The 24,575-nt window shown below is 69.4% G+C and carries 20 protein-coding genes, 1 tRNA gene and 1 pseudogene; 12 read left to right on the forward strand and 10 right to left on the reverse strand.

What is annotated here, in order from left to right; translation table 11 throughout:
* The first annotated feature begins 19 nt into the window (after positions 1-19).
* From QFZ27_RS18380 to QFZ27_RS18390, 3 genes are all read left to right on the forward strand, one after another.
* A complete protein-coding gene (locus QFZ27_RS18380) occupies positions 20-496 on the forward strand; it encodes a GNAT family N-acetyltransferase (protein ID WP_429227826.1) in 477 nt (158 codons plus the stop codon).
* Positions 497-579: 83 nt separating this feature from the next.
* Positions 580-1,014, forward strand: coding sequence for a CBS domain-containing protein (locus tag QFZ27_RS18385; protein WP_429227827.1), 435 nt, complete (start codon positions 580-582; stop codon positions 1,012-1,014).
* A 136-nt stretch (positions 1,015-1,150) separates the two neighbouring features.
* On the forward strand, positions 1,151-1,321 hold the full coding sequence (locus QFZ27_RS18390) for a DUF1328 domain-containing protein (RefSeq protein ID WP_429232472.1): 171 nt from the start codon (positions 1,151-1,153) through the stop codon (positions 1,319-1,321).
* A gap of 51 nt (positions 1,322-1,372) precedes the next feature.
* Here the strand turns inward: QFZ27_RS18390 and QFZ27_RS18395 are convergent, their stop codons facing one another.
* Positions 1,373-1,672 carry an addiction module antidote protein gene (locus tag QFZ27_RS18395; RefSeq protein WP_429227828.1) on the reverse strand — a complete coding sequence of 100 codons (300 nt, stop codon included), beginning with the start codon at positions 1,670-1,672 and terminating at the stop codon, positions 1,373-1,375.
* Between the two features lie 126 nt (positions 1,673-1,798).
* On the opposite strand from QFZ27_RS18395, the gene QFZ27_RS18400 reads away from it, so the two are divergent.
* Positions 1,799-2,968: an ISAs1 family transposase gene (locus QFZ27_RS18400; protein WP_429227829.1), complete on the forward strand. Its 1,170-nt coding sequence runs from the start codon at positions 1,799-1,801 to the stop codon at positions 2,966-2,968.
* A gap of 262 nt (positions 2,969-3,230) precedes the next feature.
* Here the strand turns inward: QFZ27_RS18400 and QFZ27_RS18405 are convergent.
* Positions 3,231-3,306 (reverse strand) — tRNA-Ala (locus QFZ27_RS18405).
* Positions 3,307-3,494: 188 nt separating this feature from the next.
* On the opposite strand from QFZ27_RS18405, the gene QFZ27_RS18410 reads away from it, so the two are divergent.
* A complete protein-coding gene (locus tag QFZ27_RS18410; protein ID WP_429227830.1) occupies positions 3,495-4,457 on the forward strand; it encodes a complex I NDUFA9 subunit family protein in 963 nt (320 codons plus the stop codon).
* Between the two features lie 87 nt (positions 4,458-4,544).
* Here QFZ27_RS18410 and QFZ27_RS18415 read toward each other — a convergent pair whose 3' ends face one another.
* The 3 genes from QFZ27_RS18415 to QFZ27_RS18425 form a co-directional block, all read right to left on the reverse strand.
* Positions 4,545-5,558, reverse strand: coding sequence for an alpha/beta hydrolase (locus QFZ27_RS18415; RefSeq protein ID WP_429227831.1), 1,014 nt, complete (start codon positions 5,556-5,558; stop codon positions 4,545-4,547).
* 67 nt (positions 5,559-5,625) lie between these two features.
* Positions 5,626-7,164 (reverse strand): glycosyltransferase family 39 protein, encoded by a 1,539-nt coding sequence (locus QFZ27_RS18420; RefSeq protein WP_429227832.1) that lies wholly within the window; start codon positions 7,162-7,164, stop codon positions 5,626-5,628.
* 91 nt (positions 7,165-7,255) lie between these two features.
* Positions 7,256-7,564: an antibiotic biosynthesis monooxygenase family protein gene (locus QFZ27_RS18425; RefSeq protein ID WP_429227833.1), complete on the reverse strand. Its 309-nt coding sequence runs from the start codon at positions 7,562-7,564 to the stop codon at positions 7,256-7,258.
* A 674-nt stretch (positions 7,565-8,238) separates the two neighbouring features.
* On the opposite strand from QFZ27_RS18425, the gene QFZ27_RS18430 reads away from it, so the two are divergent.
* Both QFZ27_RS18430 and gltB read left to right on the forward strand, forming a co-directional pair.
* On the forward strand, positions 8,239-9,687 hold the full coding sequence (locus tag QFZ27_RS18430) for an NAD(P)-dependent oxidoreductase (protein WP_429227834.1): 1,449 nt from the start codon (positions 8,239-8,241) through the stop codon (positions 9,685-9,687).
* Positions 9,688-9,708: 21 nt separating this feature from the next.
* Positions 9,709-14,274 carry a glutamate synthase large subunit gene (gene gltB, locus QFZ27_RS18435; protein WP_429227835.1) on the forward strand — a complete coding sequence of 1,522 codons (4,566 nt, stop codon included), beginning with the start codon at positions 9,709-9,711 and terminating at the stop codon, positions 14,272-14,274.
* A gap of 150 nt (positions 14,275-14,424) precedes the next feature.
* Here the strand turns inward: gltB and QFZ27_RS18440 are convergent, their stop codons facing one another.
* From QFZ27_RS18440 to QFZ27_RS18450, 3 genes and pseudogenes are all read right to left on the reverse strand, one after another.
* Entirely contained in the window at positions 14,425-14,994 is a 570-nt protein-coding gene (locus tag QFZ27_RS18440) for a hypothetical protein (RefSeq protein WP_429232543.1), read from the reverse strand.
* A gap of 331 nt (positions 14,995-15,325) precedes the next feature.
* A pseudogene (locus QFZ27_RS18445) lies at positions 15,326-15,922 on the reverse strand (FAD-binding oxidoreductase); the annotation flags it as partial.
* A 66-nt stretch (positions 15,923-15,988) separates the two neighbouring features.
* Complete coding sequence (locus QFZ27_RS18450) at positions 15,989-16,369, reverse strand: tautomerase family protein (protein ID WP_429227836.1); 381 nt, start codon at positions 16,367-16,369, stop codon at positions 15,989-15,991.
* 117 nt (positions 16,370-16,486) lie between these two features.
* Between QFZ27_RS18450 and QFZ27_RS18455 the strand changes: the two genes are divergently transcribed.
* The 3 genes from QFZ27_RS18455 (at position 16,487) to QFZ27_RS18465 (ending at position 18,805) form a co-directional block, all read left to right on the forward strand.
* Complete coding sequence (locus tag QFZ27_RS18455; protein WP_429227837.1) at positions 16,487-17,338, forward strand: LysR family transcriptional regulator; 852 nt, start codon at positions 16,487-16,489, stop codon at positions 17,336-17,338.
* Between the two features lie 134 nt (positions 17,339-17,472).
* Positions 17,473-18,141, forward strand: coding sequence for a glutathione S-transferase family protein (locus QFZ27_RS18460; protein WP_342236446.1), 669 nt, complete (start codon positions 17,473-17,475; stop codon positions 18,139-18,141).
* Between the two features lie 79 nt (positions 18,142-18,220).
* Entirely contained in the window at positions 18,221-18,805 is a 585-nt protein-coding gene (locus QFZ27_RS18465; RefSeq protein ID WP_429227838.1) for a nitroreductase family protein, read from the forward strand.
* A 6-nt stretch (positions 18,806-18,811) separates the two neighbouring features.
* Here the strand turns inward: QFZ27_RS18465 and QFZ27_RS18470 are convergent, their stop codons facing one another.
* On the reverse strand, positions 18,812-19,738 hold the full coding sequence (locus QFZ27_RS18470; RefSeq protein WP_429227839.1) for a LysR family transcriptional regulator: 927 nt from the start codon (positions 19,736-19,738) through the stop codon (positions 18,812-18,814).
* 118 nt (positions 19,739-19,856) lie between these two features.
* Here QFZ27_RS18470 and QFZ27_RS18475 point away from each other — a divergent pair, with 118 nt between their 5' ends.
* Positions 19,857-20,876 (forward strand): aldo/keto reductase, encoded by a 1,020-nt coding sequence (locus QFZ27_RS18475; protein ID WP_429227840.1) that lies wholly within the window; start codon positions 19,857-19,859, stop codon positions 20,874-20,876.
* A 38-nt stretch (positions 20,877-20,914) separates the two neighbouring features.
* On the opposite strand, the gene QFZ27_RS18480 is transcribed toward QFZ27_RS18475, so the two are convergent.
* Positions 20,915-21,673 (reverse strand): MOSC domain-containing protein, encoded by a 759-nt coding sequence (locus QFZ27_RS18480; RefSeq protein WP_429227841.1) that lies wholly within the window; start codon positions 21,671-21,673, stop codon positions 20,915-20,917.
* Positions 21,674-21,941: 268 nt separating this feature from the next.
* Here QFZ27_RS18480 and clpB point away from each other — a divergent pair, with 268 nt between their 5' ends.
* Positions 21,942-24,551, forward strand: a complete 2,610-nt coding sequence (gene clpB, locus QFZ27_RS18485) for an ATP-dependent chaperone ClpB (RefSeq protein ID WP_429227842.1) — start codon at positions 21,942-21,944, stop codon at positions 24,549-24,551.
* The last annotated feature ends 24 nt before the right edge of the window (positions 24,552-24,575 follow it).

The following is a 24,575-nucleotide window of genomic DNA, read 5'->3' on the forward strand; positions in this document are numbered from 1 at the left end:
CTCTGCTAAGCTGCAGCGGATGTTCACCTTCACGCCGCTCCGCCCCGCCGACCTGCCGCGCCTGCGCCTGTGGCTCGCCGCGCCGCATGTCCGCGCCTGGTGGGGCGATCCGGATGCCGGGATCCGCGAGATCCGCCGGCTGATGGCGTCGGACTGGGCCGAGCCGATGCTGGTCGCCTGGCAGGGCCGGCAGATCGGCTATCTCCAGGCCTATGACGCTGCCTCGGCGGCGCCCGGCGGCGATGCCGAGCCCGGCAGCTTCGGCATCGACCTGTTCATCGGCGAGCCGAGCTATGTCGGCAAGGGGCTCGGCACCGCCTTCCTCGGTGCCTATACCGACCGGCTGCTGAAGGGTGGGCGGGCCTCGCGCATCCTGGCCCGGCCGGCCCGCTCGAACCACCGCGCCGTCCGCTGCCTGACAGGGGCGGGGTTCCATCCGCTGGTCGATGACGGCGGCCCGCTGCTGGCGATGGCGAAGGACCGGCCGGGACTTTAGGACAAGCCGGAAAACTGCCGAGTCGCGGTCCGGCGCAGGCGTGTTATGCTTCTCCCCAAAACCAGAACAATCGGGGAATCGCCATGAACGTTGCCCGTATTCTGAATGTGAAGGGGAACACCGTCATCCATGTCGCGCCGGATCTCCGGCTGGCCGAGGTGGTGGCGCTGCTGCGCGACAAGCGCATCGGCGCCGTCCTGGTCAGCGGCGATGGCCGCCACATCGACGGCATCCTGTCCGAGCGCGACGTCGTCCACCGTCTGGCCGACAAGGGGCCGGCCCTGCTGGACGAACCGGTCTCCGCCATCATGGTGCGCACGGTCATCACCTGCGGCCTTGACGACACGGTGGCCGAGCTGATGGGGATGATGACCCAGCGCCGCTTCCGCCACCTGCCTGTGGTGGACGGCCAGGGGCTGATCTGCGGCATGATCAGCATCGGCGACGTGGTGAAGGCGCGGCTCGACGAGATCGAGAGCGAAGCCGAGAGCCTGCGCGAATACATCACCACCAGCTGACGCCGCCCCACAGCGAGGGGCGGCGCAGCGAAGCGGGAACTGTCGGCCGACAAGTCCTGTTCTCCGAGTGAACGTCCGCGCCGGCGCCGCCGGCCGGTCGGCTCACAAGAACGAGGTGCCCGACATGTTCGGCAGTCTGCTCCACTGGGCCGTGGTCTTCCTGGTCGTCGCGCTGGTCGCGGCCCTGTTCGGCTTCGGCGGCGTCGCCGGCACGGCGATGGCCGGCGCCAAGCTCCTGTTCTGGGTCGCGATCGTGATCTTCGTGGTCATGCTCGTCGCCGGTCTGGTCAGGCGCGGCCGACCCTAGACGCGTCGACGGCCGGGCGCCCTGACGGGTGTCCGGCCGTTGTCGTGACGATCAGGCAGCCTCGGTCTTGTCCGCCGGTGTTGCCGACAAGCGCAAGCCCATCGCCTGCAGCACCCGCATGACGGTGCCGAGCTCGGGATTTCCGCCGCTGCTGAGCGCGCGATAGAGGCTTTCGCGAGAGAGGCCGGCATCCTTGGCGATCTGGGTCATGCCCCGAGCCCGGGCGACAGTCCCGATCGCCTCGGCGATGAAGCCCGGATCCCCGGTCTCGAAGGCGGCCGTCAGATATTCCGCCTGGGCATCCGGGGTGTCGGGATAGCGGGCAGAATCATAGGGGCAGGTCGCGGTCATTCCGGAATTTGTAGCCTGTGAGCTACAATTCGACAAGGCTGAGGGCCAGGGCAGCGAACTCAAGTTACAGGTGACAGGGGGGAGAAAGGGTGAATCGCTGGAGGCGGATGATTCGGAGCCGCCGAGATGAGCGAAGAGCAGGGGAGTGCGTGGCCGAAGTCGCGGCTGCGGGCGTTGTTGGAGCATTTTTCGACGATCGAGGATCCGCGGGACGTGCGTCGGATTCTGCATCCGTTGCCGGAGATCCTGCTGCTGGTGGTGTGCGGGACGCTGGCGGACTGCGACGACTATGAGGGGATCGCGTCGTGGGGCGAGGCTCATCTGCCGTTTCTGCGGCGCTATCTGCCGTATGAGCACGGGGTGCCGGGCGAGCGCTGGCTGACGATCCTGATGAACCGGATCAACCCGGCGCTGTTCTCGGCCGCTTTCAGCGACTGGGTGCGCGAGACCTGGCCGGAACGGCCGGAGTTGGTCGCCATCGACGGCAAGACCTCGCGCCGCAGCCATGACCGGGCGGCGGGCGCCGGGCCGCTGCATCTGGTCTCGGCCTTCGCCACCACCCGCCGGCTGGTGCTCGGCCAGGAGGCCGTGCCCGACAAGGCCAATGAGCTGGCCGCGATCCCCGTCCTGCTCGAACGGCTCGGCGCCGAGGACGGGCTGAAAGGCGCCCTGGTCTCGATCGACGCCATCGCCACCAATGCCGACATCGCCACGGCCATCCGAAAGGTCGGCGCCGACTATCTGCTGGCGGTCAAAGCCAACCAGCCGACCCTCAGGGCCGAGATCGAAGCCGGCTTCGCCGCTGCCGAACCTCACAGCCTCGATACCGACATCGATCTCGACAAAGCCCATGGCCGCATCGAGCACCGCCGCGTCGATGTGCTCCGCGAGGTCGACTGGCTCTCCGGCGAACGCCGCTTCCCCGGCGAGCTCCGCCTGCCCGGCGTCGCCTGCATCCTCCGCGTCCACGCCAAGGTCGAACTGGCCGACCGCTGCCGCCAGGACACCCGATACTTCATCTCCTCCGCCAGCCTCTCCGCCACCCAGGCCGCCGAGGCCGTGCGCGGACACTGGGCCATCGAGAACCGCCTGCACTGGGTCCTCGACGTCACCTTCCGCGAAGACCAGTCCAGGCTCCGCAAGGGACACGGTGCCCAGAACATGGCCGTCGTCCGACACTTCGCTCTCAACCTCCTACGCAACGCCCACGATAAAAAATCTCTCAAACTCCGCCGCAAAATCGCCGCCTGGTCCCCAAAATACCTCAGCTCGCTACTCTCCATGCCAGACCGGTAACTTGGATTCGTAGCCCTGGGCTGAGGGCAAGGCGCCCCGGGCCAGGGGGCAGGGCTATCCCACGTCTGTCATTGCCGGGCTTGACCCGGCAATCCAGGGGTCACTCAGAGCGGCATCGACATTCCCTGGATGCCCGGGTCAAGCCCGGGCATGACAATGAAAGAGGGATTGTTCTTTGTCCGAGGGCCGTATCAGACGGAGCGCTTCAATGACGATCCGTTATCGGATCGGCCTCTCAAGACAAGCCGGCAGGGGAGAGAGATGGTGGAGCTGAGCGGAATCGAACCGCTGACCTTCTCATTGCGAACGAGACGCTCTCCCAACTGAGCTACAGCCCCACTGAGTTCGGTCCCGGGCGGTTGGGCATCCCGGCGAACGGCGCGGAATATCGTGCCCGGCTCATGGCTTGTCAAGCGCCTGATCCGGCCATCAGGCGTTTTTCCGCACCGGTCGTTTGAAACCGTTGGCGGCTCGGATATAAGGGGGCCGGGCCGCAGCCGTGGCGGCCGGGCTTGCAGGCGGGACCATGACGGACTTCATCGGCCAAAAGACGGTCACCCTTTTCGGCGGCACCGGATTCGTCGGCCGCTACGTGGCGCAGATGCTGGCCCAGCGCGGCTGGCGCATCATCGTCGCCTCGCGCCACCCCGACCGTGCCCTGCCGCTGAAGACGGCGGGGGCGGTCGGCCAGGTCGTGCCGGTCTTCGCCGACATCCGCGACGACGGCTCGGTGGCGGCCGCGGTGGCCGGGGCCGACGCCGTGGTCAACCTGGTCGGCATCCTTTTCGAACGCGGCAAGCAGCGCTTCGATTCCATTCATGGCGAGGCCGCCGGCCGTGTTGCCCGCGCCGCGGCGGCCGCCGGTGCCAGCCGCTTCGTGCAGATCTCGGCGATCGGCGCCTCGGCCGACAGCCCGTCCTCCTACGCCCGCACCAAGGCGGCGGGCGAGGCGGCGGTGCGCGCGGCCTTCCCGGGCGCGTCGATCCTGCGGCCGAGCGTGGTGTTCGGGCCGGAGGACGGCTTCTTCAACCTGTTCGCGAACCTGGCCCGCACGGCGCCGTTCCTGCCGCTGTTCGGCGGCGGCACCACGAAGTTCCAGCCGGTCTATGTCCAGGACGTCGCCGCCGCCGTGGTCGCCTGCCTGGAGCAGGACGGCGCCGCCGGCCAGACCTATGAGCTCGGCGGCCCGCGGGTCTACAGCTTCCGCGAGCTGATGGAGCTGACCCTGAAGCAGACCGGCCGCAAGAAGCGCCTGGTCTCGCTGTCCTGGGGCATGGCGGCATTCGAGGCGAAGCTGTTCAGCCTGCTGCCGAAGCCGCCGCTGACCCCGGACCAGGTGCTGCAGCTGAAGATCGACAACGTCGTCGCCCCGGGCGCGAAAACGCTGGCCGATCTCGGCATCCAGCCGACTCCGGCCGAGCTGATCCTGCCGAGCTATCTCGACCGCTACCGCCCCGGCGGCCGCTTCGGCAACAGCCAAGCCGCCTGAGCCGCCCCGTGGGCTGGGTTCGCCCACGGCGAACCCAGCATCACCGCCCGATCTGCTGGGTTCGCGGCGCGAACCCAGCCTACGCCGCTATCCTTCCGTCAGCGCCCGGGCCAGGAAGGGCAGGCTCTCGTCCATCCGGTAGTCGACCGAGGAGTGGTTGTCCGGGAACTCCTCGTAGCGATGCGGCACGCCCAGCCGCTCGAGAGACCGGTGCAGCCGGCGGGCGCCGTAGACCAGGTTGAACTGGTCGATGTCGCCGCAATCGATGTATAGCGCCTTCAACGACTTCAGCGCATCGGCGTGCCGGTCGGCGAGCAGCGCCGGGTCCCATTCCAGCCAGTTGGCCCAGCGCTCCTCGATCAGCTCGCAGGTGTCGGGGTTGACCGGCAGCCGGATGCCGAGGAACTGCGACGGGTCCGGGTCGTAGGTCGCGGCCATCGCCAGCCACATCAGGATGTGCAGGTCGGCGTCCGGGATCTTCTTCGCCTCCTCCAGCGAGGTGATGAAGCGCTCGATCGAGCCCTCGTGCCTGGCCAGCGCCCGCAGCACGTTCGGCATCTCCAGCAGATAGGCCAGCTCGAACGCCATGTCGCCGGAATGGCACGCGGCCGCGCTCCAGGTGTCGGCGCGGCGCATGGCGTGGATGATCGAGCCGTAGCCGCCGGAGCTCTTGCCGAACACGCCGCGCCGGCCGGGTCCGCCGCAGCCGAGCCGCGCCTCCACCGCCGGCAGCATCTCGTCGATCAGGAAATCCTCCCACCGGCCCATGGCGGCGGAGTTGATGTACTGGTTGCCGCCGAGCCGGGTGAAGCAGTCCGGGAAGGCGATCACCACCGGCGGCAGCTTGCCCTCGGCGATCAGCCGGTCGGCCCGCTCCGGCACGTTCTCGCCGGAGTTCTTCCAGTTGGTGTGGGCCGGCCCGCCGGCGGTGAAGCCGACCAGGTCGACCAGCAGCGGCAGGCCGCGCCCGTCATGCCCGTGCGGGATGTAGAGGTCGACCCGGCGCTCATGCGGATCGCCCAGCAGGTTGCCCCGCAGCACCCGGCTGTCGATGGTGAAGCTGTCGACCCGCCCGCGCGGGGCGGCCTGGTTCTTGCGCATGCGTTCGCTCCCTTGGATTGTGCCGCCACCCTAGACCGAGTCTCGGTGGGGCGCACCCCGGGGGCGATCAGAACGGACGCAGCCGGATCGGCTCTGTCGGCAGCGTCTGGCCCGGCTTCACGAAGACCACGACGAAATCGAAGGCTCGCCCGGTCACGCCGCGCAGCCGCTTGGCGACGCTGACCTCGGTGCGCCAGGTGTCGAGCCCCTGGTACTTCGCCGCCTCGCCCAGACACCAGTCGTCGTCCTTCAGGCAGATCACGGCCAGGCCGCCGCGGCGCAGCCGGTCGGCGTCGATCCAGGGGGCATAGGCCGGGGCGAAGGCGGTGAAGTCGGTCGGGTGGTCCGGGCTGTAGAAGGTCGCGCCCAGGGCATAGCTCTCGCTGCCGGCGACGATGGTGAGCGGCGTGCCGACCTGCTGGTGCCACAGCGCCGTCACCCGTTGGGCCACCAGCCGCCGCGGCTCGGCCGCGTGCTCGATGTCGTGCCGCAGGGTCCAGGCGCCGGCGAACGGCGCCGCCGACAGCATCAGCAGCCCGCCGATGGCGGCCACCAGCGCCAGCCGGCGCAGCGCCGCCCGGTCGACCGCCAGCTGCAGCCAGACGATCGCGGCCAGCGGCGACAGGCTGAAGATCGGGATGGCGAACTGGGTGACGATCTTCACCTTGAAGGCCAGGGCGATCGTGACCGTGAGCAGGAAGGGGCCGACGGCGAAGGTCGCCAGCGTCCGGCGGTCGCCCGTCGATGGAACGGCAGGCCGGTCCTCCGGCGGCATCGTCCGGCCGTGGCGCCACAGCCAGGCCACGGCGGCGCCGAGCAGCGCATGCAGGGCGACGCAGCCGGCGACGAAGATCCCGGCCTTGCCGAGGATCCGGAGCGGGTCGGGATGGCTCTTGCTGGCCATGTATTGCAGCGGTCCGATGGCGGCGTGCAGGTGCCACAGCACATGCGGCGCCATCGCCGCGAGGAAGACGACAATGGCAGCATACGGGGCAGGGCTGGCGAAGAAGCGGCGGCGGTCGGGATGGGCCAGCGCCGCGGCCAGGCAGCAGGCCAGGATGATGCCGCTGTAGTATTTCGACAGCATCGCCGCGGCCGCCGCCAAGCCCAGCAGGAGGGCGCTGACCAGGTCGCGCCGGTCGAAGACGCGCAGGAACAGCAGCATCACCAGCGGCCACAGCGACAGCAGCACCGAATTGGCGTTGAAGTTCAGCGACTGGACCGTGACGAAGGGCAGGGCCTCCAGCAGCAGCACCGCCGCCAGCCGCGCCGGGCCGGACAGGTACCGGCCGGCAATGGCCCAGACCGCGGCCAGGCCGATCGCGGCATTGACCGTGGACAGCAGGTAGAAGGCCCAGTCGACGGTCGGGAACAGGCTGAACCAGCCATGCACCACCCAGGCGTAGAAGGGCGGGTGCTTGTAGGTGCCGAGCGGCATCTCCTGCGCCCAGGAGAACGCCTCCGTCATGTCGTTCTGCAGGTCCGACGGCGCCAGATAGAGCAGGCAGAAGGCAGTCCACAGCACGACATGCGCGGCGAGCAGCAGCAGGATGTCGCGGATTTCGCCGTCGGAACGGCGGAGTGGAACTCTGATCGCGATCGACATCGAGGGCGGCGGGCAATGGAACCGGCCCGTGCCGTTAGGCCCGGGTCGGGCCGGTGTCCAATGACCTCTTCGTAAGCCCCGGCCGGCAGGGTCAGACCGTGCCCACCTCATAGGCCGTTTCATAGCCGCCAGGCGCGGCGCTTTCGAGCAGCGGCTGCACCCGCGCGACATGCTCGGTGAGGCGCGGGTCCTGGCGGAAGCGCTGGGCATCCTCGATGGTCTCGAAGGCGGTCACCAGCACCACGCTGCGGCCGTCGAGCGACCGGAACAGCCGGCCGCCGCGCAGTCCCTGGACCTGGCCGCGCACCCGATGGTGCTGGGCCAGCTGCAACTCCATGAACTCCTCGAACCGGCCGGGCTTCGGCGTGATCACGCTGATCGAGACATAGGGCTTGGTCATGGTCGGCTCCGGATGAAGGAGCCATCCTGCTAAAGCTTCAAGCCAGCTTGAGGTCAAGGCTGGAAAATTCAATTGAAGTAGTATTACCGGGCGCTTCTGTTCATGCTGTGTTCCATGGACATGGCGCAATCCGACTCCGACGAGATCCGGCCGACCGACGTGGCCATCCCAGCGGCACCGCCCTCTGGATGGCCACGTCGCTTCGCTCCTCGCCATGACGGTGTGGGTTGGGAGGAAGCAATGGGAAGAACCGATTGTTTTTGCCTCTCCCGTTTACGGAAGAGGTCGGAGGCGCTTGCGCCTCCGGGTGAGGGGATTTTGTCGAGGGCGGGACCAAACCCTCACCCGGCCGTCCTGTGGACGTCCGACCTCTCCCCCAGGCGGGAAGGCAACACAGAGGGGGCACCTCTTCTTCCATTCCTTCAGAACAAGCGACCTTTGAGAAGGCAATTTAGCAACATGATTCTCCAATAATCCCGGAACGGTCCTAATTTCCTTGAAATAATCATGCCGAAACGCCTCTCCATCTGCGAACCGCTCTTAATAACGAGAAATTAGTCAACCAATGTGACCTAATCGCGAAAAACTGCTCGCCATGGGTCGCTGAAATCCGTAAATGTCGCGTGGCCTCGCCGCTGCGGGGCTGTTCGACTCCGCGTGACGAGGGGCCGCCCATGGCGACGACGAAGATGCTGCAGTTCGTGAAGACCGCCGGCGAGATGCCGTCGAAGCGCACTGCCGAGACTCGCCGCCACGACTGGCTCGAGGTCTACGGCCCCTATGTCCGGCAGAAGGCCGAGGAGCAGTCGTCGCGCTGCTCGCAATGCGGCGTGCCCTTCTGCCAGGTGCATTGCCCGCTGCACAACAACATCCCGGACTGGCTGAAGCTGACTGCCGAGGGCCGGCTGGAGGAGGCGTACGAGATCGCCTCGTCCACCAATTCGATGCCCGAGATCTGCGGCCGCATCTGCCCGCAGGACCGGCTGTGCGAGGGCAACTGCGTGATCGAGCAGTCGGGCCACGGCGCCGTCACCATCGGCTCGATCGAGAAGTACATCACCGACACCGCCTGGGCCGAGGGCTGGGTGAAGCCGCCCACGCCGCTGCGCGAGCTCAGCCAATCCGTCGGCATCGTCGGCGCCGGCCCGGCCGGCATCGCCGCGGCCGAACAGCTGCGCCGCCTCGGCTACCAGGTCCATCTCTACGACCGCTACGACCGGGTCGGCGGGCTGCTGATCTACGGCATCCCCAGCTTCAAGCTGGAGAAGGAGGTCGTCGCCCGCCGGGCGCAGTGGCTGGCCGATGCCGGCATCACCCTGCACCTGAACTTCGAGGTCGGCCGCGACGCCACGCTGCAGGAGCTGCGGTCGCGCCACGACGCGGTGCTGATCGCCACCGGCGTCTACAAGGCGCGCGACTTCCAGGCCCCGGGCTCCGGCCTCAAGGGCATCGTCGCCGCGCTCGACTACCTCACCGCTTCCAACCGCACCGGCCTTGGCGACGACGTGCGCGAATTCGCCGACGGCACGCTGAACGCTGCCGGCAAGCGGGTGGTGGTGATCGGCGGCGGCGACACGGCGATGGATTGCGTCCGCACCGCGGTGCGCCAGGGCGCCGTCTCGGTGAAGTGCCTGTACCGCCGCAACCGCGCCAACATGCCGGGCAGCCAGCGCGAGGTGCACAACGCCGAGGAGGAGGGCGTCGAGTTCGTCTGGCAGGCGGCGCCGGAGGCCTTCCTGGGTGACGGCATTGTCACCGGCGTGCGCGCCCATTCGATCCATCTCGGCGTCGCTGACGCCACCGGCCGCCAGAGCCCGGTGGTGATCGAGGGGTCGGCCCACACCATCGAGGCCGACCTGGTGGTCAAGGCGCTGGGCTTCGACCCCGAGGATCTGCCGACCCTGTTCGACGCGCCGGGCCTGCCGGTGACGAAGTGGGGCACCGTCCGGGTCGACCACAAGACCATGATGACCGCGGTCGACGGCATCTTCGCCGCCGGCGACATCGTCCGCGGCGCCAGCCTCGTCGTCTGGGCCATCCGCGACGGCCGCGACGCCGCCGCCGCGATCCACAGCCATCTCGCCGCCAAGATCGCCGCCGTTCCGGCGGTCGCGGCGGAATAAGCGCGCCGGAGGGAGCCAGCCATGAGCCAGTCCGAGAAGAGCCCGATGTCCGCCGGTGAGCGCTTTGTCCAGGAATACGACGCCAATGTCGCCCGGCTGATCGAGGCCCATGCCTATGACCCGGCGGAGGAGCACGACGCCTGCGGCGTCGGCTTCATCGCCACGCTCGACGGCAAGCCGCGGCGCGAGGTGGTGCAGGCCGGCATCGACGCGCTGAAGGCGGTGTGGCACCGCGGCGCGGTCGACGCCGACGGCAAGACCGGCGACGGTGCCGGCATCCATGTCCAGATCCCGCAGCAGTTCTTCCACGAGCATGTCGAGCGCGTCGGCCACCGGCCGCAGCCCGGCCTGATCGCGGTCGGCCAGGCCTTCCTGCCGCGCACCGACCTGGAGGCGCAGGAGAAGTGCCGCTGCCTGGTCGAGGGCGAGATCCTCAGCTTCGGCTATTACATCTACGGCTGGCGCCAGGTGCCGATCGACGTGGCGATCATCGGCGAGAAGGCGAACGCCGCCCGGCCCGAGATCGAGCAGATCATGATCGCCAACCCCAAGGGGGTGCCGGAGGAGCAGTTCGAGCGCGACCTCTACGTCATCCGGCGGCGGATCGAGAAGGCGGCGCAGGCGGCGGGGATCGCCGATTTCTACCTGTGCTCGCTGTCCTGCCGGTCGATCATCTACAAGGGCATGTTCCTGGCGGCGCAGCTGACCGCCTTCTACCCGGACCTGCTGGACGAGCGCTTCGTCTCCAACTTCGCGATCTACCACCAGCGCTATTCGACCAACACCTTCCCGACCTGGCGCCTGGCCCAGCCCTTCCGCATGCTGGCGCACAATGGCGAGATCAACACGCTGAAGGGCAACAGCAACTGGATGCGCGCGCATGAGACGCGCATGGCCAGCCCGGTGTTCGGCGACGCGATCGAGGACATCAAGCCGGTGATCCAGGGCGGCAGCTCGGATTCGGCCGCGCTCGACGCGGTGTTCGAGGTGATGGTCCGCGCCGGCCGCGACGCGCCGATGGTCAAGGCCATGCTGGTGCCGGAGGCGACGCCGGCCGACGCCGACATCACGCCCGTTCACCGCGCCTTCGTCAGCTACTGCAACGCGGTGATGGAGGCCTGGGACGGCCCGGCCGCGCTGGCCATGTATGACGGCCGCTGGGTGATGGGCGGCATGGACCGCAACGGCCTGCGGCCGATGCGCTACACCATCACCAATGACGGGCTGCTGATCGCGGGGTCGGAGGCCGGCATGGTCCGGCTCGAGGACAGCCGCATCATCGAGCGGGGTCGGCTCGGCCCCGGCCAGATGCTTGCGGTCGACTTGGCTGAAGGGCGCCTGTACCACGATCGCGAGATCAAGCAGGTCCTGGCCTCGAAGCAGCCGTATCAGGACTGGACCAAGCGGATCAAGGTGATCGACGGGCTGATCCGTGCCGGCGGCGAGGACACCGGCTCGGCGCTGCCGCGCGAGGAGCTGCGCCGCCGCCAGGTCGCCATGAACATCACCATGGAAGACCTGGAGCTGATCCTGCACCCGATGGTGGAGGAGGCGAAGGAGGCGGTCGGGTCGATGGGCGACGACACGCCGATCGCCATCCTGTCCGACCTGAACCGGCCGCTGCACCATTTCTTCCGGCAGAATTTCAGCCAGGTCACTAACCCGCCGATCGACAGCCTGCGCGAGCGGCGGGTGATGAGCCTGCGCACCCGGCTGGGCAATCTGGGCAACATCCTCGACGAGGATGCCAGCCAATGCGACCTGCTGCAGCTGGACAGCCCGGTGCTGACCAACGCCGAATATGAGGCGATGCGCGCCTATATGGGCGCGACGGCGGCGGAGATCGACTGCACCTTCGACCGCCAGGGCGGCGAGCAGGGGCTGCGCGACGCGCTGCGCCGGGTCTGCCGCGAGGCCGAGGATGCGGTGCGCGGCGGCGCCACCCACATCGTCCTGACCGACCAGCATGTCGGGCCGGACCGGGTGGCGATCCAGATGATCCTGGCCACCGGCGCGGTCCACACCCACCTGATCCGCCAGTCGCTGCGCACCTTCACCTCGCTGAACGTGCGGTCGATGGAATGCGTCGACGTGCACCATTTCGCGGTGCTGATCGGCGTCGGCGCCACCACGGTGAACGCCTATCTGGCGCAGGAGGCGATCGCCGACCGGCAGCGCCGCGGCCTGTTCGGCGACCTGTCGCTGGACGCCTGCATGAAGCGCTACCGCCAGGCGGTCGACGACGGGCTGCTGAAGATCATGTCCAAGATGGGCATCTCGGTGATCTCGTCCTATCGCGGCGGCTGCAACTTCGAGGCGGTCGGCCTGTCGCGCTCGCTGGTCGCCGAATACTTCCCGGGCATGCCCAGCCGCATCTCCGGCCTCGGCATGGCCGGCCTTCAGATGAAGGCGATCGAGATGCACGAGGCGGCGTGGAACAGCAACGTCGTCACCCTGCCGATCGGCGGCTTCTACCGCTATCGCCAGGGGCAGGAGCGTCACGCCTGGGAAGGGCGGATGATCCACATGCTGCAGCAGGCGGTGGCGACCGACAGCTACTCGCTGTACCGCAAATACTCCGACATGATCCGGCACCAGGCGCCGGTGGCGCTGCGCGACCTGCTGGACTTCGTGCCGGTGCGCGAGTCGGTCTCGATCGACGAGGTCGAGAGCATCACCGAGATCCGCAAGCGCTTCATCACCCCCGGCATGTCGCTCGGCGCACTGGGTCCGGAGGCACATGGCACGCTGAACGTCGCCATGAACCGGATCGGCGCCCGGTCCGACAGCGGTGAGGGCGGCGAGGACCCGGCCCGATTCCGGCCGGACAAGAACGGCGACAACTGGAACTCCGCGATCAAGCAGGTCGCCTCGGGCCGCTTCGGCGTCACCGCGGAATACCTGAACCAGGCGCGTGAGCTGGAGATCAAGGTCGCCCAGGGCGCCAAGCCCGGCGAGGGCGGCCAGCTGCCCGGCTTCAAGGTGACCGTGGAGATCGCCAAGCTGCGCCACGCCACGCCGGGCGTGATGCTGATCAGCCCGCCGCCGCACCACGACATCTACTCGATCGAGGATCTGGCCCAGCTGATCTACGACCTGAAGCAGATCAACCCGGACGCCAAGGTCACGGTCAAGCTGGTCAGCCGCACCGGCATCGGCACCATCGCCGCCGGCGTGGCCAAGGCCAATGCCGACATCATCCTGATCTCGGGCCATGTCGGCGGCACCGGCGCCTCGCCGCAGACCTCGCTGAAGTTCGCGGGCGTGCCGTGGGAGATGGGCCTGTCCGAGGTGCACCAGGTGCTGACCCTGAACCGGCTGCGCCACCGCATCCGGCTGCGCACCGATGGCGGCATCAAGACCGGTCGCGACGTGGTGATTGCCGCCATCCTCGGCGCCGAGGAGTTCGGCATCGGCACCGCCAGCCTGATCGCCATGGGCTGCATCATGGTGCGGCAGTGCCACTCCAACACCTGCCCGGTCGGCGTCTGCACCCAGGACCCGGAGCTCAGGGCCAAGTTCTCCGGCACGCCGGAGAAGGTGGTGAACCTGTTCAGCTTCATCGCCGAGGAGGTGCGCGAGATCCTGGCCCAGCTCGGCTACCGCTCGATCAACGAGATCGTCGGCCGGACGGAGCTGCTGCGCCAGGTCAGCCGCGGCGCCGCCCATCTCGACGACCTCGACCTCAACCCGCTGCTGGCCAAGGCCGACCCGGGCGAGCATGCGATGTACTGCACGCTCGAGGGCCGCAACCCGGTGCCGGACACGCTGGACGCGCAGATGATCGCCGACGCCCGGCCGCTGTTCGAGCTCGGCGAGAAGACCCAGCTGACCTACTCGATCCGCAACACCCACCGCGCGGTGGGCACGCGGATGTCGTCGATGATCACCCGCAAGTTCGGCATGACCGGGCTGCAGCCGGGCCATGTGACGGTGCGGCTGCGCGGCAATGCCGGCCAGTCGCTCGGCGCCTGGGCGGTGCAGGGGCTGAAGCTCGAGGTGTTCGGCGACGCCAATGACTATGTCGGCAAGGGCCTGTCCGGCGGCACCATCGTGGTCCGGCCCTTCGCGGCCTCGGTGCTGAAGACCAACGAGAACACCATCATCGGCAACACGGTGCTGTACGGCGCCACCGCGGGCCGGCTGTTCGCCGCCGGCCAGGCGGGCGAGCGCTTCGCGGTGCGCAACTCCGGCGCCACGGTGGTGGTCGAGGGCTGCGGCTCCAACGGCTGCGAGTACATGACCGGCGGCACCGCCGTGATCCTGGGCCCGGTCGGCGACAACTTCGCCGCCGGCATGACCGGGGGCATGGCCTTCGTCTACGACGCCGACGGCAGCTTCGCCCGCCGGGCCAATCCCGAGAGCGTGCTGTGGCAGCGGGTCGAGACCCGGCACTATGACGACCAGCTGCGCGGCCTGATCGCCGAGCATGTGCGCGAGACCCAGAGCGCCTGGGCCGCCTCGATCCTGCACGACTGGCCGATCGAGCGGTCGAAGTTCTGGCAGGTGGTGCCCAAGGAGATGGTGTCGCGGCTGCAGCACCCGATCCACGGCGAGGACGAGGCGCTGCGGATCCCGGCGGAGTAAGAGACCGTTTGGAAATGCGCTGGCGTGAGTCGGCTGGCGGTGGTTTCGAGACCCGGCGCGCAGCGGACGTTCAAGTCCGTGAGCACCGGAAGCGCAGAAACCGCCGTCAGCCGGCCGCGCCAGTAGCGTTTACAAACGGTCTCTAAGCGGTCAGGCCGCGGCGTAGCGCTGATACAGCCCGTTGCGGAACACGCCGTGCGGGTCGTGCCGGCGCTGCGCCGCGACCACCTCGTCCCAGGCGGGGTAGGCGCGGCGCAGCTGCTCCGCGGTCGCATGCAGCCGGTAGGGCAGGTAGTAGGTCCCGCCCACGTCGATCGCGGCGTCGATCAGGCCGCGGGTCATGCGCTGCATCCGCTCCTCGCCGGCCACGGATCTCTCCTGGACGAACAGCATGACCAGGCCGAACACGTCCTCGCGGGCATAGGCCAGGGCGCTGCGGTCGTCGCGGCGGACGTCGCGCACCGTGACGTTCAGCAGGTTGCCCTCGTCGCGCCGGATCACCGCGCGGGCCGCCTGGGCGAAGTCCCACAGCCGAGCCCGCGGCACGAAGTACTCGTGCAGGATGTCGGTGGAACCGGCCTCGCGGTTGGCGAAGACCGAAGCCGGCTCGTTCAGCAGGCTGTTGCGGCTGGCCCGCTCCGCCAGCCACGGCCCTGCCTCGCGCTCCAGCCACCAGCGCAGCGCCTTGCCGGTGTCGCTGCCGGCGGCATTGCGGAACACCAGCCGCTGCAGCCCGCCATGGTCCAGGGGGGGGCAGGGGCAGCACGGCGCCGCGGGTCTCCGGCACCGGCACGTACCAGCCCAGCATCGCCTCCTCGAACAGGCTGCCCGGATCGACCGACAGCCGGCCATAGGCCATCTCGACCGGCGACCCCGCCGCCGCCACCCGCTCGGCGAAGGCGGCGGCATAGTCCTTGGTCGGCATGGCGGCGAAGTCCGGCACATACATCGCGTTGGGCAGGATGGCGATCTCGGCCTCCAGGATCACTCCGAACAGGCCGTAGCCGCCGAGCGCCAGGCCGAACACCTCGTCGTCGGGGCCGCAGTCCACCACCGCGCCGTCGGCGGTCAGCAGCCGCAGCCGCCGCACCGTGCTTGCCGCCGGCGGGCTGTTGGCGTGCCAGCCATGGGCGTTGACGCTCAGCGTACCGCCGATGCTGAAGTCGTTGTTCGACTGCATCACGGCTGGGGAGAAGCCGGCGGCGTTCAGCGCCGGCACGATGTCGCGCCACAGCGCCCCGCCGCCCACCCGCATTGTGCGGGCCTCTGCGTCGATCGCCAGCCCGTTCAGCGGCAGGGCGTCCAGCACCCAGCCGTCGCGCAGCAGGCTCTGCCCGCCCATCGAGTGGCGCGCGCCGGACACGGCCAGGCTGGGTTCCTCGCCGGCCGCGATCCGCTGCAGCAGCGGTGCCAACTGCTTGGCCGCCTTGTCCGGTGTTGCTTCGGCGAACGTCACCCCGCGCACCGGCGTCGGGTTCAGCCCGCTGGCATCGTCCAGCAGGGTCCGGGGCGGGGCCGGGGGCGGCAGCTTGGCCGCGTCGGACAGGCGCTGTAGCCAAGCCCCGCCCACGCCCCCCAGCGTCGCCGCGCCCAGCGCCACGGCACCGGTTGCCAGCACGCGCCGGCGCGTCGATCCCCTCCTCGCCATGATCCCCCCGCATCATCCCCTGCCGGCGATAATATGACCGGGAGGGGAGTGGGATTATGGCAAGGCTCAGACGTATTGCGCGATGCCGTTGCCGAAGGACCAGTTCTCCTTCGCCACCTCGATCAGGTTGATGAACACATCCTCGCGGCGCAGCCCAGGGTTCTCGGCCAGCCGGTCGGCGAGGCGGCGGTACAGGGCCTGCTTCTGCTCGACGGTGCGGGTGTTGCTGACCGTGGCCTGGATGAACACCACGTCGCCGGTGCGGGCGATGCCGGGATAGGTCGGGTCGTAGTCGAAGCCGGTGTCGTCATGCTCGTGCACCAGCAGGAAGCGGTCGTTCTCCGGCACGTTGAAAGTCTCGCGCAGGGACAAATAGACGGCGTCGCGAATGGCCTGGATGTGGCCGGCCGGCCTGCCCTTGCGCAGCGAGATCCGGACGAGGGGCATGGGACTCTCCAAGGTCGGGCGGCGGACGCCGCGGTGTCTCAGATATAACTTCCCTTTGATCATTTCGGAATGAGCTCAATTCTGCTATCAATGATGATGATCTGAAATGATGATACCATGCGTTCCCTAGACCTCGACGCCGTCCAGGCGTTCGTCCTGGTGGCCGATCACGGCAGCTTCACCCGGGCCGCCGACGCCCTCGGCGCCACCCAGTCCGGCGTCAGCCTGCGGCTGAAGCGGCTGGAGGATCGGCTCTGCGCCCGGCTGTTCGAGCGCACGCCGCGGCTGGTGCGGCTGACGCCGCAGGGCGAGGCTTTCCTGCCGCGGGCGCGGCGGCTCCTGGAGGCGCAGGACGATGCGGTCGCCGCGGTCTCGGCCCGGCCGCAGCGGCTGGTGCTCGGCATCAGCGACCATGTCGCGGGGCCGGAGCTGCCGGGGCTGCTGGCCCGGGTGGCGGGGCAGGGACCCGGCCTGGCGCTGGAGGTCCGGCTCGACCTGTCGCAGGACCTGCTTGCCGAGTATGACGCCGGACTCCTCGATGCCGTGATCGTCCGTCGCGACGCCGGCCGCCGCGACGGCGAAGCGCTGTTCCGCGACGAGTTCGGCTGGTTCGCCGCCACGGGCTGGCACCCCCGTCCGGGCGACCCACTCCCACTGGTCACCCGGTCGGCGCGCTGCGGCGTGCGGACGGTGGCGCTGCGCGCGCTCGACGCCGCCGGTATCGCCTGGGCCGAGGTCTTCGTCGGCGGCGGCAGCGCCGCTGTGGCGGCGGCGACCATGGCGGGACTCGGCGTGTCGCCCCTGGCCCGACGGACGGCGCCGCCCTCGACCGTCGATGTCGGGCCGCGGCTCGGCCTGCCGGCCCTGGCCCCGATCGAGGTGATGCTGCATTCGCGCCTGACCGACCCCCGGCTCGCCGGGGCCCTGCGCGGCCTCGCCGCCGCCTTCCGCATGCCGGTCGCGGCGTGACCTGGCGTCGCAGCCAGACCAAAGGCGCAGGCCTGCCGGTTGGTTCCCGGCCGCGGCGCGGGGGTGGCATGTGCCGGCGCAGCGCAACGCGACCCTTACCGAAGCACGGCGGCATCGGCTAGAGTTCGCGCGCCATGCGAACCCTCTATCACATCTGGCTCTCCGCCCAATCCCGCATCGTCCGGCTGCTGCTGGCCGAGAAGGACCTGCATTGCGACACCAAGGTCGAGCGGGTCTGGGAGCGCCGCGAGGAGTTCCTCGCCCTCAACCCGACGGGCGAGGTGCCGCTGCTGATCGAGCCGGACGGCACGACGCTGACCGATGTCTGGGTCATCGTCGAATACATGGAGGAGATGCATCCCGAGGTGCCGCTGCTGGGCGACACCACCTTGGCGCGGGCCGAGACCCGGCGCCTGCTGGTCTGGTTCGACCAGAAGTTCGGCCGCGAGGTGACCGAGAACCTGGTGGGCGAGAAGTTCATGAAGCGGGTGACGCGCAGCGGCCAGCCCAGCTCCGACGCGATCCGCGCCGGCCGGCAGAATGTGCACTACCATCTCGACTACATCTCCTACCTCGCCGAGACCCGGCGCTGGCTGGCCGGCGACGAGTTCAGCCTGGCCGACATCGCCGCTGCCGCCCATCTCTCGGTGGTCGACTATCTTGGCGACGTGCCGTGGGATGCCCATCCCGAGGCGCGGCAATGGTATTCGCGCATAAAGTCCCGCCCCAGCTTCCGGCCGCTGCTGGAGGACCACGTTCCCGGCATTCCGGCGCCGGCGCATTACCGCGACCTGGATTTCTGACCCGGTCCGTCCTATCTGTGTTGTTGAGAGCGATTCTTAGATAGCGCCGTCCTGCGTGGCGGATCATCGGAGACGAAGCATGGATGCCTTGGATCTTCTGCTGAAGCGGCGCTCGGTGCCCGCCCGCAACATGGTCGAGCCGGGCCCGGATGCCGCGGCGCTGGAGCGGATCCTGCGGGCCGGCACGCGGGTGCCGGACCACGGCAAGCTGGCGCCCTGGCGCATCCAGGTGCTGCGCAAGGACGGGCAGCGCCGGCTGGGCGAGGCGATGGCCGGGATCTTCGCCCGCGAGACCCCGGACGCGACCGAGGCGCTGGTCGAGGCGATGCGGCAGAAGCCGGCCCTGGCGCCGCTGCTGCTGGTGATCACCCACAAGCCCCAGCCCGGCAAGATCCCGGAGCTGGAGCAGATCCTGTCCGGCGGCGCGCTGTGCCAGAACATCCTGATGGCGGCGCACGGCCAGGGCTACTGCGCAAGCTGGATCACCGGCTGGCCGGCCTACCACCCGCAGATCGTCGAGCTGCTGGGCCACAACCCGGCGACCGACAAGATCATCGGCTTCATCTATCTCGGCACCCCGACCGAGCCGACGGAGGACCGGCCGCGCCCGGCGCTGTCCGACGTCGTCACCGAATGGTCCGGCGCGCCGGTGCAGGTGGCCTGACGACGCCTACGCCGCCGCGGCGACGCGGCGCGACTCCATCAGCAGCGCCAGGAACGCCCGCGCCGCGGGATTGACCGGGCCGTCTCTGGCGCCGCGCTCGGCATGGGCGACGCCCAGCTCCCAGCAGATCTCCGGCGGGGCCAGTGTCGCCACCGCCGGCGGCGGGCGGTGCGGGTCGGCTGGATGGGCGGCGATCAGCGCCTCCGGTACCAAAGCGATGCCGAGGCCGAGGGCGACCAGGTCGAGCGCGGTCGGCAGGTCGTTGACCTCGAAGCCGGTGCGGCGCTCCACCCGCACCCGGGCGAAGGCCTGGTCGACCATCTGCCGGGTGCCCCAGTCGGTCTGGAAATCGACGAAGGTCTCGCGGCCCAGCCGGCTCAGGGCCACGTTCTTCCGGCCCGCCAGCGGATGGTCGTGGCGGCAGGCGGCCACCAGCTCCTCGCAGGCCAGCATGGTGGCCCGGACATCCGGCGGCGGCGCGGGCTGCATCGGCACGAAGGCCAGGTCCACCCGGCTGTCGCGCAGCTTCTCGAACAGCCGGTCCGATCCGCCCTGGCACAGCCGAATCTCGACCCCGGGATGGGCGGCGTGGAACCGGGCCAGCAGCCCCGGCAGTTCAACGAAGGGCGCCAGGCTGTGGGTGGTGCCGATCGCCAGCCGGCCGCGGGCCAGGCCCTGGACCGCGGCGACGGCGTCGCGGGCACCCTGCGCCGCCGCCAGCACCCGCCGCGCCTCCTCGGCCAGCACCCGGCCGGCGGCAGTCAGGTCGACCCGCCGGGTGCTGCGGATGAACAGCGGCGCGCCCAGCTCCTCCTCCAGCGCCCGGATCGAAGCCGACAGGCCGGACTGGACGATGTTCACCCGCCGGGCGGCGCGGGTGAAGTGCTGCTCCTCCGCCACCGCCAGGAAATGCTCCAGCTGCCTCAGATCCATGGTCCCGCCCGATTTCGCCGATTGTGCTGCGATCATGCTGAATGCGATCTGAACATTCAATTGGAACGATGAATGCGATGCCGTCATTCTCCAGGCCGGACATGACCGGGAGAAGACCATGAGCGAAGGCCACACGCATCTGCCGACACGGCGCTTCGGCACCACCGACATGGCGATCACCCGGGTCGGCTTCGGCGCCTGGGCGATCGGCGGCGCCGGCTGGGCCGCGGCCTGGGGCGAGCAGGACGACGACGCCTCGGTGGCGGCGATCCGCCACGCCGCCGAGGTCGGCATCAACTGGATCGACACCGCCGCGGTCTACGGCCTCGGCCATTCCGAGGAGATCGTCGGCCGCGCCCTGCGCGAGATCCCGGCCGACAAGCGGCCCTATGTCTTCACCAAGGGCGGGCTGATCTGGGACGAGGCCAACCGCACCGCGGTGCCGAAGCGGGTCGGCGCGCCAGACAGCCTGCGGCGTGAGGTCGAAGCCTCGCTGAAGCGGCTCGGCGTCGAGCGGATCGACCTGTACCAGCTGCACTGGCCGGCCGAGGACGGCACCTCGATCGAGACCCTGTGGCAGACCTTCCTCGACCTGAAGGCGGAAGGGAAGGTGCGGGCCGTCGGCCTGTCCAACCACAATGTCGAGCTGCTGGCGCGGGCCGAAGCGGTCGGCCATGTCGACACGCTGCAGCCGCCATTCTCGGCGATTCGCCGCGACATCGGGGCGTCGGAGCTGCCGTGGTGCGCCGCGCACCAGACCGGCGTCATCGTCTACAGCCCGATGCAGTCCGGCCTCCTGACCGGCGCCTTCACGGCGGAACGGGCGGCGGCGCTGCCGAAGGACGACTGGCGCTCGCGCTCGCCGCATTTCACCGGCGAAGGGCTGGCCCGCAACCTGGCGCTGGCCGAGGCGTTGAAGCCGGTGGCGGCGCGCCACGGCACCTCGGTCGCCGCCGTGGCGGTGGCCTGGACGCTGGCCTGGCCGGCGGTCACCGCCGCGATCGTCGGCGCCCGCAGCCCCGAGCAGGTCGACGGCTGGCTCGACGCCGCGACGCTGGAGCTGACGGCGGAGGATGTCGGCGAGATCGCCGCCGCGATCGAGAGCACCGGCGCGGGCACCGGGCCGGTGCGGCCGTAACGACAACGTGGACCGGGTTCGCCTCCGGGCCGGCCCGGTCACACGACCGTCAGGGTGTCCCCTTCAGCGATCCGGCCGCCGGCCAGCACCTCGGCATAGATGCCGCAATCGGCATGGCCGAAGCCGGTGATCAACGCCTTCGGGATGTTCAGGTCGCGCTCGCCGGTCGCCGGGTTGACGTTGGTGGCGGCGCAGCGGGTGATCCGTGAGACGACCTTGAGCCGCACCGGCCCGATCGCAAGCTCGCGGCCGATCCAGTCGAACTCCGCCCAGGCCGGCAGGCCCTCGAGGATCAGGTTGCCGCGGAAGCGCCGCGGGTCGACCGGGGCGCGCGTCACCCGCTCGATGTCCTTCACAGAGGCCAGGTTGATCAGCGAGACCAGCTTCTCCGGCTTGTCGGTGAAGGCGAGGCCGGGGGCGGAGACGATCTTCACCGCGCCGCGCGCGTCCTTCATGAAGGCGTTCAGGAACTGGTTGATCAGCTCCTGCCCGATCGGCAGGGACAGCAGGCCGCGCGCCACCTGCTTGCCGTCGCGCTTCAGCGTCAGCGCCTCGGTCACGTCGTCGTAATCGATGCCCAGCAGGGCCAGCCGCTCGTCGGTCATCCGCTGCAGGAACTGCCGCTTCGGCTGCCAGCTCGGCGCCGTGGGGTCGCATTGGCTGGCGCCGTGCACGATGGCGAAGCGCCGGTCATGCGGCAGCGTCTCGCCGGCGGCGAGATCGGTGGCGGCGAGTTTCTGCCCGGTCATACCCTTGACGGGGTAGCGGTACAGTTCGGCGATGCGGACGGCAGTCATGGCGGGTCTCGGGTTCCGGGCAAAAACCCTAGCGCGTTCTGGCTGGTGGAAACAATCAGCGCGCCGAGGATCGCCGCTATGCGCGATTGGGACCGGCCCGGCATCGGCCGGCCTGTGGCGGGTCTTCAGAGATGGTCCCGACAGCCCTTGTTGCTGCAGGGCCACACCCCTACATCAGTCCTGCATCCTCCCGGATCGCACGAATGTGGATCAAGGCGGGGTCGGGCTTCGAGCAAGACGACCGCGCCGGATAGCGGAGACTAGACGTATGGATCTTCAGAAGTTCACCGAGCGCAGCCAGGGATTCCTCCAGGCCGCTCAGACCGCGGCCTTGACCCGCGGCCACCAGCAGCTTTTGCCCGAGCACCTGCTGAAGGTGCTGCTCGACGACGAGGAAGGGCTCGCGGCCAACCTGATCCGCAGCGCCGGCGGGCGGCCCGAGGCCGCGGCCCAGGCGGTGGAGCAGGCGCTGGCCAAGCAGCCCAAGGTCGAGGGCGGCGGCGGCCAGGTCTATATGAGCCGCGAGCTGGCGCGCGCGCTGGACCAGGCGCAGGAGCAGGCGAAGAAGGCCGGCGACCAGTATGTCGCGGCCGAGCGGCTGCTGCTGGCGCTGGCCATCGCCAAGGAGACCGAGGCCGGCCGGGCCCTGGTCCAGGCCGGGATCACGCCGCAGACGCTGAACCACGCGGTCGATGCCATGCGCAAGGGCCGAACCGCCGACAGCCCCGGCGCAGAGGGCCAGTACGATGCCCTGAAGAAATACGCGCGCGACCTGACCGAGGCCGCGCGGTCGGGCAAGCTCGACCCGGTGATCGGCCGCGACGAGGAGATCCGCCGCACCATCCAGGTGCTGTCGCGTCGCACCAAGAACAATCCGGTGCTGATCGGCGAGCCCGGCGTCGGCAAGACCGCGATTGTCGAGGGCCTGGCGCTGCGCATCGTCAATGGTGACGTGCCGGAGAGCCTGAAGAACAAGCGCCTTCTGGCGCTCGACCTCGGCGCGCTGGTTGCCGGTGCCAAGTTCCGCGGCGAGTTCGAGGAGCGGCTGAAGGCCGTGCTGCAGGAGGTGACCTCCGCCGCCGGCGAGATCGTGCTGTTCATCGACGAGATGCACCAACTGGTCGGCGCCGGCAAGGCGGACGGCGCCATGGACGCCTCGAACATGCTGAAGCCGGCCCTGGCGCGGGGCGAGTTGCACTGCGTCGGCGCCACCACGCTCGACGAGTACCGCAAGCACGTCGAGAAGGACGCGGCGCTGGCCCGGCGCTTCCAGCCGGTCTTCGTCTCCGAGCCTACGGTCGAGGACACCATCTCGATCCTGCGCGGGCTGAAGGAGAAGTACGAGCTGCACCACGGCGTGCGCATCACCGACGGCGCGATCGTGGCTGCCGCGACCCTGTCGAACCGCTACATCACCGACCGGTTCCTGCCGGACAAGGCCATCGACCTCGTGGACGAAGCCGGGGCCCGGTTGCGCATGCAGGTCGACAGCAAGCCCGAGGAGATCGAGGCGCTGGACCGGCGCACCATGCAGCTGAAGATCGAGCGCGAGGCCCTGAAGAAGGAGACCGACGCGGCCTCGAAGGACCGTCTCGCCAAGCTGGAGCAGGAGCTGGCCGAGCTGGAGGAGCAGTCCTCGACCCTGACCGCGGCCTGGACCGCGGAGAAGGAGAAGCTGTCCGCGGCGACCAAGGTCAAGGAGCAGCTGGACCAGGCCCGGGGCGAGCTGGAGCAGGCGCAGCGCGGCGGCAATTGGGCCCGTGCCGGCGAGCTGACCTACGGCGTGATCCCGGATCTCGAGAAGAAGCTCAAGGAGGCCGAGGCGGCCCAGGCCTCGCACATGGTGCGCGAGGAGGTGCAGGCCGACGACATCGCCGCGGTGGTCAGCCGCTGGACCGGCGTTCCGGTCGACCGGATGCTGGAGGGCGAGCGCGAGAAGCTGCTCCATATGGAGGAGAAGCTGAAGACCCGCGTGGTCGGCCAGGACGAGGCGCTGACGGCGGTGGCCAGTGCGGTGCGGCGCGCCCGCGCCGGGCTGCAGGACCCGAACCGGCCGATCGGCAGCTTCCTGTTCCTGGGCCCGACCGGCGTCGGCAAGACCGAGCTGACCAAGGCGCTGGCCGAGTACCTGTTCGACGACGACACGGCGATGGTCCGCCTCGACATGTCGGAATACATGGAGAAGCACTCGGTCAGCCGGCTGATCGGCGCCCCGCCGGGCTATGTCGGCTATGACGAGGGCGGGGCGCTGACCGAGGCGGTGCGGCGCCGGCCCTACCAGGTGATCCTGTTCGACGAGGTCGAGAAGGCCCATCCGGACGTCTTCAACGTGCTGCTGCAGGTGCTGGACGACGGCCGCCTGACCGACGGGCAGGGGAGGACGGTCGATTTCCGCAACACGCTGATCGTCATGACCTCGAATCTGGGCTCGGAGCATCTCGCCGTCGCCTCGATCGAACAGGGCGACCGCGAGGGCGAGATCGATTTCGTCAGCCGCGAGAAGGTGCTGATGGCGGTGCGCCAGCACTTCCGGCCGGAGTTCCTGAACCGGCTCGACGAGATGATCGTGTTCCGCCGCCTGACCCGGGCGAACATGACCGGCATCGTCGAGATCCAGCTGGGTCGCCTGCGCCACCTGCTGGCCGACCGCAAGGTGACGCTGGAGCTGGACGACAAGGCCAAGGGCTGGCTGGCCGACCAGGGCTATGACCCGATCTATGGGGCGCGGCCGCTGAAGCGGGTGATCCAGCGCGAGCTGCAGAACCCGCTGGCAACGGCGATCCTCGAGGGCCGGGTGGCCGACGACAGTGCGGTCAAGGTCACCGCCGGCGAGGATGGGCTGGTGCTCGAGCCCCAGCCGCTCGCCGCGGCGGCCTGATCGACCGGACGGGAAGGGGCGCTT

Origin of the sequence: Inquilinus ginsengisoli (assembly GCF_050434925.1) — a bacterium.
GTDB classification, from domain to species: domain Bacteria; phylum Pseudomonadota; class Alphaproteobacteria; order DSM-16000; family Inquilinaceae; genus Inquilinus; species Inquilinus ginsengisoli_B.